The organism is Pseudomonas sp. GW821-FHT05D12, from assembly GCF_059419825.1.
Genome location: NZ_JBWKSN010000026.1, coordinates 23299 through 35152, shown reverse-complemented (window position 1 = coordinate 35152; position 11854 = coordinate 23299). Strand labels below are relative to the sequence as shown.

Annotated in this window: 12 protein-coding genes; 8 read left to right on the top strand and 4 right to left on the bottom strand. The window is 61.1% G+C overall.

Going from position 1 to position 11854, the window contains the following annotated elements; all coding sequences use genetic code 11:
- Window positions 1-389 precede the first annotated feature (389 nt).
- The 4 genes from rhtA to AC07SI_RS29895 all read left to right on the top strand — a co-directional run bounded on the left by rhtA (window position 390) and on the right by AC07SI_RS29895 (window position 3194).
- Complete coding sequence (rhtA, locus tag AC07SI_RS29910) at window positions 390-1277, top strand: threonine/homoserine exporter RhtA (protein WP_106804630.1); 888 nt, start codon at window positions 390-392, stop codon at window positions 1275-1277.
- 165 nt (window positions 1278-1442) lie between these two features.
- Window positions 1443-1724, top strand: a complete 282-nt coding sequence (locus AC07SI_RS29905; RefSeq protein WP_065901262.1) for a hypothetical protein — start codon at window positions 1443-1445, stop codon at window positions 1722-1724.
- A 111-nt stretch (window positions 1725-1835) separates the two neighbouring features.
- Complete coding sequence (locus AC07SI_RS29900; protein ID WP_065901265.1) at window positions 1836-2567, top strand: SDR family oxidoreductase; 732 nt, start codon at window positions 1836-1838, stop codon at window positions 2565-2567.
- Window positions 2568-2603: 36 nt separating this feature from the next.
- A complete protein-coding gene (locus AC07SI_RS29895; protein WP_495007089.1) occupies window positions 2604-3194 on the top strand; it encodes a 2-hydroxychromene-2-carboxylate isomerase in 591 nt (196 codons plus the stop codon).
- A gap of 106 nt (window positions 3195-3300) precedes the next feature.
- On the opposite strand, the gene AC07SI_RS29890 is transcribed toward AC07SI_RS29895, so the two are convergent.
- The 3 genes from AC07SI_RS29890 to AC07SI_RS29880 all read right to left on the bottom strand — a co-directional run bounded on the left by AC07SI_RS29890 (window position 3301) and on the right by AC07SI_RS29880 (window position 6823).
- Window positions 3301-5109 (bottom strand): aminopeptidase P family protein, encoded by a 1809-nt coding sequence (locus AC07SI_RS29890; RefSeq protein ID WP_495007088.1) that lies wholly within the window; start codon window positions 5107-5109, stop codon window positions 3301-3303.
- Between the two features lie 50 nt (window positions 5110-5159).
- Window positions 5160-6320: a cysteine desulfurase family protein gene (locus tag AC07SI_RS29885; protein ID WP_495007087.1), complete on the bottom strand. Its 1161-nt coding sequence runs from the start codon at window positions 6318-6320 to the stop codon at window positions 5160-5162.
- A gap of 233 nt (window positions 6321-6553) precedes the next feature.
- Entirely contained in the window at window positions 6554-6823 is a 270-nt protein-coding gene (locus tag AC07SI_RS29880; RefSeq protein WP_495007086.1) for a hypothetical protein, read from the bottom strand.
- A gap of 397 nt (window positions 6824-7220) precedes the next feature.
- Between AC07SI_RS29880 and msuE the strand changes: the two genes are divergently transcribed.
- From msuE to AC07SI_RS29860, 4 genes are all read left to right on the top strand, one after another.
- Window positions 7221-7784, top strand: a complete 564-nt coding sequence (gene msuE, locus AC07SI_RS29875) for an FMN reductase (RefSeq protein WP_065901278.1) — start codon at window positions 7221-7223, stop codon at window positions 7782-7784.
- Window positions 7785-7793: 9 nt separating this feature from the next.
- Window positions 7794-8936: an FMNH2-dependent alkanesulfonate monooxygenase gene (gene ssuD / locus AC07SI_RS29870; RefSeq protein WP_065901280.1), complete on the top strand. Its 1143-nt coding sequence runs from the start codon at window positions 7794-7796 to the stop codon at window positions 8934-8936.
- A 187-nt stretch (window positions 8937-9123) separates the two neighbouring features.
- Window positions 9124-10311, top strand: a complete 1188-nt coding sequence (locus AC07SI_RS29865) for an acyl-CoA dehydrogenase family protein (RefSeq protein ID WP_213551814.1) — start codon at window positions 9124-9126, stop codon at window positions 10309-10311.
- 11 nt (window positions 10312-10322) lie between these two features.
- A complete protein-coding gene (locus AC07SI_RS29860; RefSeq protein ID WP_213551813.1) occupies window positions 10323-11426 on the top strand; it encodes a sigma-54 interaction domain-containing protein in 1104 nt (367 codons plus the stop codon).
- On the opposite strand, the gene AC07SI_RS29855 is transcribed toward AC07SI_RS29860, so the two are convergent.
- Window positions 11415-11780, bottom strand: a complete 366-nt coding sequence (locus AC07SI_RS29855) for an antibiotic biosynthesis monooxygenase (RefSeq protein ID WP_065901287.1) — start codon at window positions 11778-11780, stop codon at window positions 11415-11417. The genes AC07SI_RS29860 and AC07SI_RS29855 overlap by 12 nt on opposite strands.
- Between the last annotated feature and the right edge of the window lie 74 nt (window positions 11781-11854).

Below are 11854 nucleotides of genomic sequence, written 5' to 3'. Positions count from 1 at the left end.
TACAGCGTTACACGCTGCTGTCAACACCTCTTTTTCTCCGCTTTCGACCGAGAGGATCGAAACGTTAATAGAGCCAAACAACCCTGCTCTACCAACTCCTTCTGGGCTTCGATGAACTGAAGCAAGTCGCTGTCGAATCTCGCGTAACTCTTTGTTTACCAAGGAGTTTTCCGTTTCGACCGCGCCGGAATTGGGGCGAATTATAGACTTCCAGAATCTGCCGTCAACCCTTAATTTGGATTTTCGATCAACAAGCCGGAAAACCTCCGGTTTGAGGCTATATAGAGGTCCTCAGCGGAATAATTGAGCAATATATTGCTCAACCCTCAACACTTAAGCATCATAGCTACTTGCGCTTCTCTTAATACGACCTCGGACGAACATCCCCAATGACCACCTCTCCCCGCAGCCTGGCCTCGGCATTGTTTCCTGTCGGCCTGCTGTTGATCGCCATGGCTTCCATCCAGTCCGGCGCCTCGCTGGCCAAGAGCATGTTTCCAATTGTTGGCGCCCAGGGCACGACCACCCTGCGCCTGATTTTCGCCAGCGTGATCATGCTGCTTCTCCTACGCCCGTGGCGCGCCAAGCTGACCGCCAAGTCCCTGCGCACGGTGATCGTCTACGGGATGGCCCTGGGTGGCATGAATTTCCTCTTCTATATGTCATTGCGCAGCGTACCCCTGGGGATTGCCGTTGCCCTGGAATTCACCGGACCGCTGGCAGTAGCGATTTACGCATCGCGCAGAGCGGTAGATTTCCTCTGGATTGCCCTCGCGGTCATCGGCCTGCTCTTGTTGATTCCCATGGGGGACGCCAGCAGCGGCATCGACTTGCTCGGCGCAGCGTACGCACTGGGGGCGGGTGTCTGCTGGGCCCTCTATATTCTGTTCGGCCAGAAGGCAGGCAATGACAATGGCGTACAGACCGCCGCCCTCGGCGTGATGATCGCCGCCTTGTTTGTGGCCCCTATCGGCATTGTGCACGCGGGTGCTGCATTGCTGACCCCGGCCCTGATCCCTGTCGCCATCGGCGTCGCCATTCTGTCCACCGCCCTGCCTTACACCCTGGAGATGGTCGCGCTGACCCGCCTCCCCGCCCGCACCTTCGGCACGCTCATGAGCATCGAACCCGCATTCGGCGCGCTTTCCGGCCTGCTCTTCCTGCACGAGCACCTGACCTTGGCGCAATGGCTGGCCATCACCTGCATCATCCTGGCCTCCGTGGGCGCCACCGTGACGATGCGCAAGGAGTCAAAGCCGCTGGTTCCAGCGGATTGACGCTTCTTTGAATGTAGCTCTGGCATTTACCGCTCATTTAAGCCATGTTTAAGGCGTAAACGAATGTCATTCATGGAGAACGTCGACAGGGACAGCACGAACGCTAGACTCGAGAGCGAGTAGAGCCGGCTTCAAGCATTGCGGAAGCGGCTATTAAGGATAGGAATGAAGCGAATTTTGATACTGTTAATGGTCGTGGCCATCGGTGGCTGTGCCGCGACCACCAAGACAGAAGTGAAGCGGGGCAAAAAAGGGCTGCATATCAACTGTTCCGGACTGTCTTCCTCCTGGGATCAGTGCTACACCAGCGCAACCAACTCGTGCGGAGCCAAGGGCTACCGGGTGATCGCCAAGTCCGGTGACAATTCAGAGGAACCTGGGGATTACCCCTTCGGCCTCAACCCTGCGGGCTATACAAGCCGGAGCATGATCGTCATTTGCAAGTGATTGACCGAGCAGTCCCCCTCCGACTGCTCATATCAAACACCCACTACCCACCCGCCCTTTTGCGACACTGCGGCTAGACTCCTGTTCGACATTCGAGCCAACGGAGTTCCCATGACGCACAACAAGAAAATCGTATTGGTAGTCGGCGCCGGAGACGCAACCGGTGGTGCCATTGCCAAGCGCTTTGCCCGCGAAGGCTACGTCGCCTGTGTCACCCGCCGCACCGCCGACAAATTGCAGCCTCTGGTCGATAGCATCCAGGCAGCGGGTGGCGAAGCGCATGGCTTTGCGTGCGATGCACGAAAAGAAGAAGACGTGATCGCGCTGATCGAACAGATTGAAACGCAACTGGGCCCGATTGAAGCCTTCGTTTTCAACATCGGCGCCAATGTGCCCTGCAGCATCCTTGAAGAAACCGCACGCAAGTATTTCAAGATCTGGGAAATGGCCTGTTTCTCCGGGTTCCTCAATGCACGTGAGGTGGCCAAGCGCATGGTCACCCGCCATCGCGGCACCATCCTGTTCACCGGCGCGACTGCAGGCCTGCGCGGGGCCGCCGGCTTTGCCGCATTTGCAGGAGCAAAGCACGGGATCCGCGCGCTTGCGCAAAGCATGGCGCGGGAGCTGGGGCCGATGAATATCCATGTCGCTCATATCGTGGTTGATGGCGCCATCGACACAGACTTCATTCGCGACAATTTCCCGCAGAAATACGCGCTCAAGGATCAGGACGGCATTCTCAACCCCGAGCACATCGCCGACAACTATTGGTTCCTGCACAGCCAACCGCGCGACGCCTGGACATTCGAGCTGGACCTGCGCCCCTGGAATGAACCCTGGTAAGCACGCCCCCACAACAATAATCAGCGAGCAGCGACCATGAGTAAAACCCTGGAGTTCTTCTTTGATCTCGGCAGCCCTGCCACCTACCTGGCCTATACCCAGCTCCCGGCCCTGTGCGCAGCTACCGGCGCAGAGTTGGTGTATCAACCGATGTTATTGGGCGGCGTGTTCAAGGCCACCGGAAACGCCTCGCCGATCACCGTCCCCGCCAAGGGACGCTATATGTTCGACGACCTGGCTCGTTACGCCCAACGCTACAACGTCACGCTCAAGTTCAACCCGCACTTTCCCATCAATACCCTGGTGCTGATGCGCGCTGTCACCGGCGTGCAACTGCACCAGCCCGAACGCTTCGACGATTTGGTGGATTGCCTGTTTCGCGCGCTGTGGGCAGAGGGTCGCCACTTGGGAGATCCCGCCGTCGTGGCCACGGTGCTCAGCGAACACGGCTTTGAGCCGCAGGAGATACTGGCCTTGGCCAATGACGAAAGCGTGAAAGCCGCCCTCAAGGCCAAAACCGAGCAAGCCGTTCAACGCGGCGTGTTCGGTGCGCCCAGCCTGTTTGTAGGCAACCAGCTATTTTTCGGCCAGGACCGTCTGGAGTTTGTGCGCGAAGCCTTGAGTTGAATCTCGATCGCCAAGCGCCCCCGCCCAACCGGCGCCAGTCGCCCGGATCAAGGCGTTAGTCGACTACATAGCCGACGCCTTGGCCGGGCGCCTGGACTGCAACCGGTCAAATAGCCGCGGTACGCACCTGCAACCACTCGAGTGCCGCGCCATTGAGCAACGGGCTCAGGCGCTCGCGCACCTCGCTGTGGTAGCCGTTGAACCACTCACGCTCATCCGCCGTCAGCAGCGACGGCTCCAGGCAACGAGTATCGATCGGGCACAAGGTCAGGGTTTCGAACTTGAGGAACTCACCGAACTCGGTCTTGCCCGCTTCACGGTTCAACACCAGGTTCTCGATCCGCACGCCCCAACGTCCCGGACGATAAGTACCCGGCTCAATCGAGGTGATCATGCCCGGTTGCATCGCGGTTTGCGGCGCCGTGGCCGCCTGGTAGGCGATCACTTGCGGACCTTCGTGCACGTTGAGGAAATAACCCACGCCGTGCCCGGTACCGTGGCCGTAGTCCACGCCTTCAGCCCAGATCGGCGCACGCGCAATCGAATCCAGCAGCGGCGACAGAATGCCCTTGGGAAAATGCGCACGGGACAGGGCAATCACCCCTTTCAACACCCGGGTGCAATCGCGCTTTTGTTCTTCGCTGGGTGTACCGATAGGCACCATCCGTGTGATATCGGTGGTGCCACCCAGGTACTGGCCACCCGAATCGATCAACAGCAAACCATCGCCTTCGATCAGCGCGTGCTCTTCTTCAGTCGCGTGGTAATGCGGCATCGCACCATTGGCGTTATACGCGGCGATAGTATTGAAACTCAGCGATACATAACCCGGGCGACGGCTACGCGCGGCGGTCAGGTGTTCGTCAATGGTCAGTTCAGTGATGCGTTCGCGCCCCAGCGCGCTGTCCAGCCAGGCGAAAAACTCGCACAGCGCTGCGCCGTCCTGCTCCATGGCCTGGCGGATGTGTTCCGCGTCGGCCAGGCTCTTGCGCGACTTGGCCAGCGTGGTCGGGTTGAGCCCTTCGATCAGCTTGACGCCAGCGTCCAGGTTTTCCAGCAAACCTGCGGTCACACGCGCGGGATCGACCTGCACACTGGCACCCGACGGCACGGCGCGCAGTGCATCAGCCACTTCGCTGTAGTCACGCAAGGTTACGCCGTCCTGCTCCAGCACCGCCCGCAGTTCGGCATCGACCTTGCTCAGCGCCACGAACAAGGTGGCCTGTTGTTGATTGATCAACGCAAAGGATACAAACACCGGGTTGAACGAAACGTCACCGCCGCGCAAGTTGAACAGCCAGGCAATATCATCCAGGGTGGCGATGAAGTGCCAGTCGGCGCCCTTCTCCTTCAAGCTGGCACGCAGCGCGGCGAGTTTCTCACCGCGGCTCACCGTGGCCTGCGGCGGCAGGTGTTGATAGATCGGCTGGTTCGGCAGCGCCGGGCGGTCTTGCCAGACTTCATCGAGCAGGTCGATGTCGGTACGCAGCGTTGCGCCGCGCTCGGCCAGCTTGCCGCCCAGGGTCCGTGCTGACGCCACCGCCATCACCGCGCCGTCCACCGCCACCACACCACCTTCCGGGGTTTGCTCCGCCAGCCACTCCAATGGACCAGGCTGGCCCGGTTGCAGCTTCACCAATTCGATGCCGCTGCCCTTGAGTTCCTTGGTGGCCTGTTCCCAATAGCGGCTGTCCGCCCAGACGCCGGCAAAGTCCGCGGTCACGATCAGCGTTCCCACCGAGCCATGGAACCCCGACAACCATTGGCGTCCCTGCCAGTAACCCGGCAGGTATTCAGACAGATGCGGATCCGCCGACGGCACCAGCAGGGCGTGAATGCCCTCGCGGCTCATCAGTTCACGGGTATGCGCCAGGCGCTGGGGAACCGTTCCATGGGTCAAAGGCTGCGTGCTCATTGTGTCTCCTGCTAACCACGAATAATTGTTATGTGTCGCGAATGGATAATTCAGACCGCCCAGAACGCCGGTGCGCTGGCGAGTGCGGCCTTGATCAACTGCACGGCCTGATCGATGTCCTGCTCGGTGGTAAACCGGCCCAGGCTCAAGCGAATCGTGCGGCCGGCGCTGCGCGCGTCATGGCCCAGCGCCAGGAGCACATGGGAGGGCGCGTTGCTCGCCGAGTTACAGGCCGAGGTGGCAGAAAACGCGATGCCCGCGCTCAGCGCCGTCGCATTGAATTCACCTTCGCCAAACGTGAGGCTGAGGGTGTGCGGAATACGTTGGGTCGGACTGCCGTTGAGGCGCACGCCGGCGATTGACGCCAGCTGATCCAGCAGCCGCTGGCGCAACGCCACAATCAGCGCCTGTTCTTCGGTAAACGATGCCGCCGCCAGGGCGAATGCCGTGCCCATGCCTGCAATCTGGTGCGTGGCCAGCGTGCCGGAACGCAATCCGCCTTCATGACCACCGCCGTGGATCTGCGCCAGCACCTTCTGCTGCGCGCGCGGCCCCACATACAGCGCGCCGATGCCCTTGGGGCCATACAGCTTGTGTGCGGAAAACGACATCAAATCCACCGGCCACTCGGCCAGGTTGATCGCTACCTTGCCTGCGCCCTGCGCTGCGTCCACGTGCAACAACGCCCCATGTTCACGCACGCGGGCGCCGATGGCCGGGATGTCGTTGACGGTGCCCAGTTCATTGTTCACCAGCATCAGCGACACCAGGAAGGTGTCCTCGCGCAGCGCCTGGCTCACAGCGTCGGCACTGATCAGGCCCTGCGCGTCCGGCACCAGGTAGGTCACGGCCACGCCGGCTTCCTGCAATTGCCGGGCGGTGTCCAGGGTGGCCTTGTGTTCGATCTGGCTGGTGATGATATGCCCGCCTGCCACGCCCCGCGCCTGGGCCACGCCCTTGATGGCGAGGTTGTTGGATTCGGTGGCGCCGGAGGTCCAGACGATTTGCTCAGGTTGGGCACCGACCAGTTCGGCCACCTGGCGGCGCGCCTGCTCAACCGTTTGCCGGGCCGCCTGGCCGAACGCGTGGGAGCTGGACGCGGGGTTACCGAAATTGGCGTTGAAGCCCAGACACTCGACCATCACCTGGATGACCCGCTCATCCACCGGGGTGGTGGCGGCATAGTCGAAATACAGCGGACGTTTATTCATGACAATTAAGACTCGCAAAACAGGTTCCCGAGAACAGCGTCTCAGGGGCATCAGCCGGAACAGAGGTCGTCAGGTTTACCGGATCAAATGCCATTGAAGAAGGGCCACTTTATTTAAATGTGCGTAGGAACGCTCCTGAAATTCAGCTTAACAGGCTGAAGTCCCCGCATGGCAAACAAAAAGCCCGAGGTTTCTTAAGGGAATCCTCGGGCTTTTTGCTGCTGAGCGCGGGCTCAACTGGGACGACCATGCAATGTCACGCTGCGTTCGGCATTCATTTCGCCCTGGTGATCGAAGCCAAAGGATTTCTGTGGCTGGCCGGTCAGTGCGGCGCGCTGCTGTTGGTATTCATCAAACGACAAGCCACGACGACTCAGCGCCTCCAGGGCCAACTGTTTGGTTTCTTCTGCGGTGTAAGGCCGTAATTCGGGCGAAGCATGGGTCGCACATCCGGCGAGGACTGAGGCAACGACGAGTAAGCAAACAGCGAGGAATCGGCTCATGGCGGCGGCCCTGCAAAGGTGGTTTCGAGTCAATGAACACAGGCTACTCCCGCCCTTTGCCGGTGAAAAATCATCGTCCGTGATAGTCGCTATCAACCGCCAAGGCACCTGCGATAGCGGCCCCTAATATTCCCAAAAGATCTATAAATATGGAAACATGTTCATTTACGGAATAAATGTAACTCTCTATAAATGGCTCTCAGCTGCCCGACACTGTTCGCCACGCAACTGTTGCCCCGGCAACAGTCATTCAACAAATCACCAATCAGACAACAGCAGCCGATTTCACCCGCAAGGCCGCAGCCCGCGCCAATCAAGGCTTGCACCCGTTGGTACAGCTCTTGCTCAACACGTTGCACACACCTGCTATGAACCACTGTTGATAAAGGAACTGTTCATGACCCGTCCCCTGAATGTCGTAGCCGTCTCCGGCGGAACCTGGCGCCCGTCCCGTACCCTCGTGTTGACCCAGGCGGTACTGGCCGAACTGGCCACCTTGCTGCCGATCCAGACCCACCTGATCGAACTGGGCGACATTGCCCGGCCACTCGGCGGTGCACTGTCGCGCGATGAGTTGCCGGCCGAGGTCGAAACGCAACTGTTGGCGATTGAACAGGCAGATCTGCTGATCGTCGCGGCGCCGGTCTATCGCGGCTCCTACCCTGGCCTGCTCAAGCACCTGTTCGACCTGGTCGACCTCAACGCGCTGATCAACACACCGGTGTTGCTCGCCGCCACCGGCGGCAGCGAACGCCATGCGCTGGTGCTCGATCATCAGTTGCGCCCGCTGTTCAGCTTCTTCCAGGCACTCACCCTGCCGATCGGCGTGTACGCCACCGAAGCTGACTTTACCGACTACCAAATAACCAGTGAGCTCCTGAAAGCCCGGATTCAACTGGCGGCAGAACGAGCAGCGCCATTGTTCGCTGCGCATTCCCCTTCTCTGCTGAAAATCGCGTAAGGATTTGTCATGGATGTTTTCTGGTTTCTGCCCACTCACGGCGATGGCCATTACCTGGGCACCACACAAGGTGCACGGCCGGTCACCCTCAATTACCTCAAGCAGGTCGCCCAGGCCGCTGACAGCCTGGGTTACCACGGCGTGCTGATTCCTACCGGCCGCTCGTGCGAAGACTCCTGGGTGATCGCCTCGGCGCTGGTGCCGCTGACCGAACGCCTGCGGTATCTGGTGGCCATTCGTCCGGGCATCATCTCGCCCACGGTCTCCGCGCGCATGGCTGCCACCCTGGATCGCCTTTCCAATGGCCGCTTGCTGATCAACGTGGTGACCGGCGGCGACCCCGACGAAAACCGCGGCGACGGCAGCTTCCTCGACCACAGCGAACGCTACGAAGTCTCTGACGAGTTCCTACAGATCTGGCGACGCGTGTTGCAGGGCGAGTCGGTAGATTTCGAAGGCAAGCACTTGCGTGTGCAGAATGCCAAGGCACTTTACCCACCGGTGCAGAAGCCTTATCCGCCGCTGTACTTCGGCGGTTCTTCGGACGCGGCCCACGACCTCGCTGCCGAACAGGTGGACGTGTACCTGACCTGGGGCGAACCGCCCGCCGCCGTCGCCGAAAAACTCGCAGATGTACGCGAACGCGCCGCCCGTCACGGGCGTACCGTGAAGTTCGGCATCCGCCTGCACGTGATCGTGCGCGAGACCGAAGAAGACGCCTGGAAAGCCGCCGACAAACTGATCGAGCACATCAGCGACGACACCATCGCCGCCGCGCAAAAATCCTTCTCGCGCTTTGATTCCGAAGGCCAGCGCCGCATGGCCGCCTTGCATGACGGGCGCCGCGACAACCTGGAAATCGCCCCCAACCTGTGGGCGGGCGTCGGCCTGGTGCGTGGCGGCGCCGGCACCGCGCTGGTTGGCAACCCGCAGCAAGTGGCCGAACGCATCAAGGAATACGCGGACCTGGGCATCGAGAGCTTCATCTTCTCCGGCTACCCGCATCTGGAAGAAGCCTATCGGTTTGCCGAGCTGGTGTTCCCGCTGCTGCCGGAACCCTATGCCAGCCTTGCCGGACGTGGCGTCACCAACCTCACTGGCCCGTTCGGCGAAATGATTGCCAACGATGTACTGCCCACCACCAAGGCCTGAGTGCAGTGAGATCGGCTTTATGTAGGAACGGAGCTTATGTGGCGAGGGAGTTTGCTCCCGCCGGGGTGCAAAGCGCCCCCAAAAGCTGGCGACTGCCAGGCAGTCGAACGGGAACCCGTTCCCTCGCCACAGCAAGCCCGCTCCCACATTTAGCCTTCATTGCGAAATAGACATTGAGGAACCCCGCGTGACAGCCAAACCCCACAGCGTCCTGCCATCACCGCTGCAGACCGCCAGACTGCTGGCCGCCGAATTCGCCCTCACCGCCGTCGAGCGCGACGAACGCGGCGGTACGCCCAAGGCCGAACGCGACGCCCTGCGCCACAGCGGCCTGCTGGCCCTGAGCATTCCCACGCAGTACGGCGGCCTCGGCGCTCGCTGGAGCGACACCCTGGGCATCGTGCGCGAATTCGCCAAGGTCGACAGCTCCATCGCCCATGTCTTCGGCTTCCACCACCTGATGCTCGCCACCGTGCGCCTGTTTTCGCGACCGGACCAATGGCAGCCGTGGTTCGAACAGACCGCGCGCAAGAACTGGTTCTGGGGCAACGCCCTCAACCCGCTGGACACCCGCACCGTGGTCAAGGATTTCGGCGGCTGGCGCGAGTTCTCCGGCAAAAAGAGTTTCTGCTCCGGCGCCAGCGACTCGGAAATGCTGATCGCCTCGGCTGTGGATGAAAGCGCCGGCGGCAAACTGCTGATCGCCGCAATTCCCAGCGGCCGCAGTGGTATCACCCTGCACAACGACTGGAACAATATCGGCCAGCGCCAGACCGATAGCGGCAGCGCCAGCTTCGAACGCGTACGCGTCGAGGAGTCGGAGTTGCTGCTCGACCCGGGCCCGTTGAGCACGCCCTTCGCCTGCCTGCGCCCGTTGATCGCGCAGCTGACTTTCACGCATATGTTTCTCGGGATTGCCGAAGGCGCCTTCGAAGAAGCGCGCAACTACACGCTGACCGAGACCCGCTCCTGGCACAAATCCTCAGCCGAGGACGCGCGCCAGGACCCTTACGTGCTGCATCACTACGGTGAGTTCTGGGTCGCCTTGGAGGGGGTGCGCCTGCTGGTGGAGCGCGCCGCCGAGTTGCTCGACCAGGCCTGGGCCAAAGGCCCCAACCTGACGGAAAACGAACGTGGCCAACTGGCCATTGCCATCGCCACCGCCAAAGTCGCCGCCACCCGCCAGGGCCTGGACTTGTGCAGCCGCCTGTTTGAAGTCACCGGGGCGCGCTCCACCCACGCGTCGCTGCGCCTGGACCGCCATTGGCGCAACCTGCGCACGCAGACCCTGCACGATCCGGTGGACTACAAACTCCACGAACTGGGGGACTGGGCGTTGAACCAGTCCCTGCCGATTCCCACGTTCTATTCCTAAGAGAGGTGCCCATGCAGCTTTTAACCCTACCGCCCTCGCCCGCCCTCGCGACCTCGATCCGCGCCACGGCCCAGGTTTTCGAAGACCCGAAATCCCAGGCGCTGCTCGACCACATCCAGCAAGTGGCGCCCAGCGAAGCCAGTGTGCTGATCATCGGCGAGACCGGGACCGGTAAAGAGCTGGTGGCGCGGCATATCCATAACCTCAGCGCGCGGCGTAACCGGCCGTTTGTGGCGGTGAACTGCGGCGCCTTCTCTGAATCGCTGGTGGAGGCCGAGTTGTTCGGACATGAAAAAGGCGCCTTCACCGGCGCTCTCAGTGCCAAGGCCGGCTGGTTCGAAGAGGCGGATGGCGGCACCTTGTTCCTGGACGAAATCGGCGACTTGCCGATGGCCATTCAGGTCAAATTGCTGCGGGTGCTGCAGGAGCGCGAAGTGGTGCGCCTGGGCTCGCGCAAGAGCATTCCGATTGATGTACGCGTATTGGCGGCCACCAACGTGCAGCTGGAAAAAGCCATCAACGCCGGGCATTTCCGCGAAGACCTCTACTACCGTCTCGACGTGGTCAGCCTCGAACTCAGCCCATTGCGCGACCGGCCCGGCGACATCCTGCCGCTGACCCGGCACTTTATCGAAGCCTACAGCCAGCGCCTGGGCTACGGCCCGATCACCATCAGCCGCGAGGCCGAACACAAACTCAAGAGTTACAGCTGGCCAGGCAATATCCGCGAGCTGGAAAACGTGATTCATCACACCCTGCTGATCTGCCGTAACGGCGTGATCGAGCGCGACGACCTGCGCCTGTCGAACATGCGCATCGAACGCCAGGACGACAGCCAGCACAGCACCGACAACAGCGCCGAAGCCCTGCTGGAGCGGGCGTTTCAAAAGCTCTTTGAAGAACAGGCCGGTGCCCTGCATGAAAAGGTCGAAGACGCGCTGTTACGCGCCGCCTACCGCTTCAGCCATTACAACCAGGTGCACACCGCCAACCTGCTGGGCCTGAGCCGCAACGTCACACGCACCCGCCTGATCAAGATCGGCGAGCTGGCGGTGAACAAGCGCCGCCCCGGGGAGAACGTCCAGGGCGAGCGGATGCTGCACCTATCCATTTAGGCGGCAGTGCAAGGCATTGTCATGGCTGCGCTCGAAACTGCGCAGCACCTGGAACGAACCGAAGGTCACGGCCGTGGCCTGGTGGGCGCGGATCAGCGTCCAGAAATCTTCCTCGCCGTGCTCAAAGCATTTGAACGCCGCCTCGCCGTCCTCGCGCGAGCGCCATTGCAAATAGCTGAGCACCCGCCGGCCATCGTCGCTGACCTGCACACTCGCATTGATAAAGCCGCCATGGCCTTGGGCCAGGCGCTCGCTTTGGGTAGACAAGGCGGCCACCAGGGCAACTTGCTGCCGGGGCTCGATGTGAAACTCGATCATTTGAGTGAAGCTGCGATTTTTCTCTGATACCTGCATGAACACTCCCCTTTCTCTGTAGGCAGAATCTTGCGATTCGATGCCACGCAGGGTAAAACCTCTAGTTAAGTCAA

What these genes read in the sequence shown, in the direction of transcription:
- AC07SI_RS29890 (WP_495007088.1), bottom strand. Translation starts at nt 5,109, where the DNA reads ATGAGCACGCAGCCTTTGACCCATGGAACGGTTCCCCAGCGCCTGGCG.
- msuE (WP_065901278.1), top strand. Translation starts at nt 7,221, where the DNA reads ATGACCCGTCCCCTGAATGTCGTAGCCGTCTCCGGCGGAACCTGGCGC.
- AC07SI_RS29900 (WP_065901265.1), top strand. Translation starts at nt 1,836, where the DNA reads ATGACGCACAACAAGAAAATCGTATTGGTAGTCGGCGCCGGAGACGCA.
- AC07SI_RS29880 (WP_495007086.1), bottom strand. Translation starts at nt 6,823, where the DNA reads ATGAGCCGATTCCTCGCTGTTTGCTTACTCGTCGTTGCCTCAGTCCTC.
- AC07SI_RS29895 (WP_495007089.1), top strand. Translation starts at nt 2,604, where the DNA reads ATGAGTAAAACCCTGGAGTTCTTCTTTGATCTCGGCAGCCCTGCCACC.
- AC07SI_RS29905 (WP_065901262.1), top strand. Translation starts at nt 1,443, where the DNA reads ATGAAGCGAATTTTGATACTGTTAATGGTCGTGGCCATCGGTGGCTGT.
- AC07SI_RS29855 (WP_065901287.1), bottom strand. Translation starts at nt 11,780, where the DNA reads ATGCAGGTATCAGAGAAAAATCGCAGCTTCACTCAAATGATCGAGTTT.
- ssuD (WP_065901280.1), top strand. Translation starts at nt 7,794, where the DNA reads ATGGATGTTTTCTGGTTTCTGCCCACTCACGGCGATGGCCATTACCTG.
- AC07SI_RS29860 (WP_213551813.1), top strand. Translation starts at nt 10,323, where the DNA reads ATGCAGCTTTTAACCCTACCGCCCTCGCCCGCCCTCGCGACCTCGATC.
- AC07SI_RS29885 (WP_495007087.1), bottom strand. Translation starts at nt 6,320, where the DNA reads ATGAATAAACGTCCGCTGTATTTCGACTATGCCGCCACCACCCCGGTG.
- rhtA (WP_106804630.1), top strand. Translation starts at nt 390, where the DNA reads ATGACCACCTCTCCCCGCAGCCTGGCCTCGGCATTGTTTCCTGTCGGC.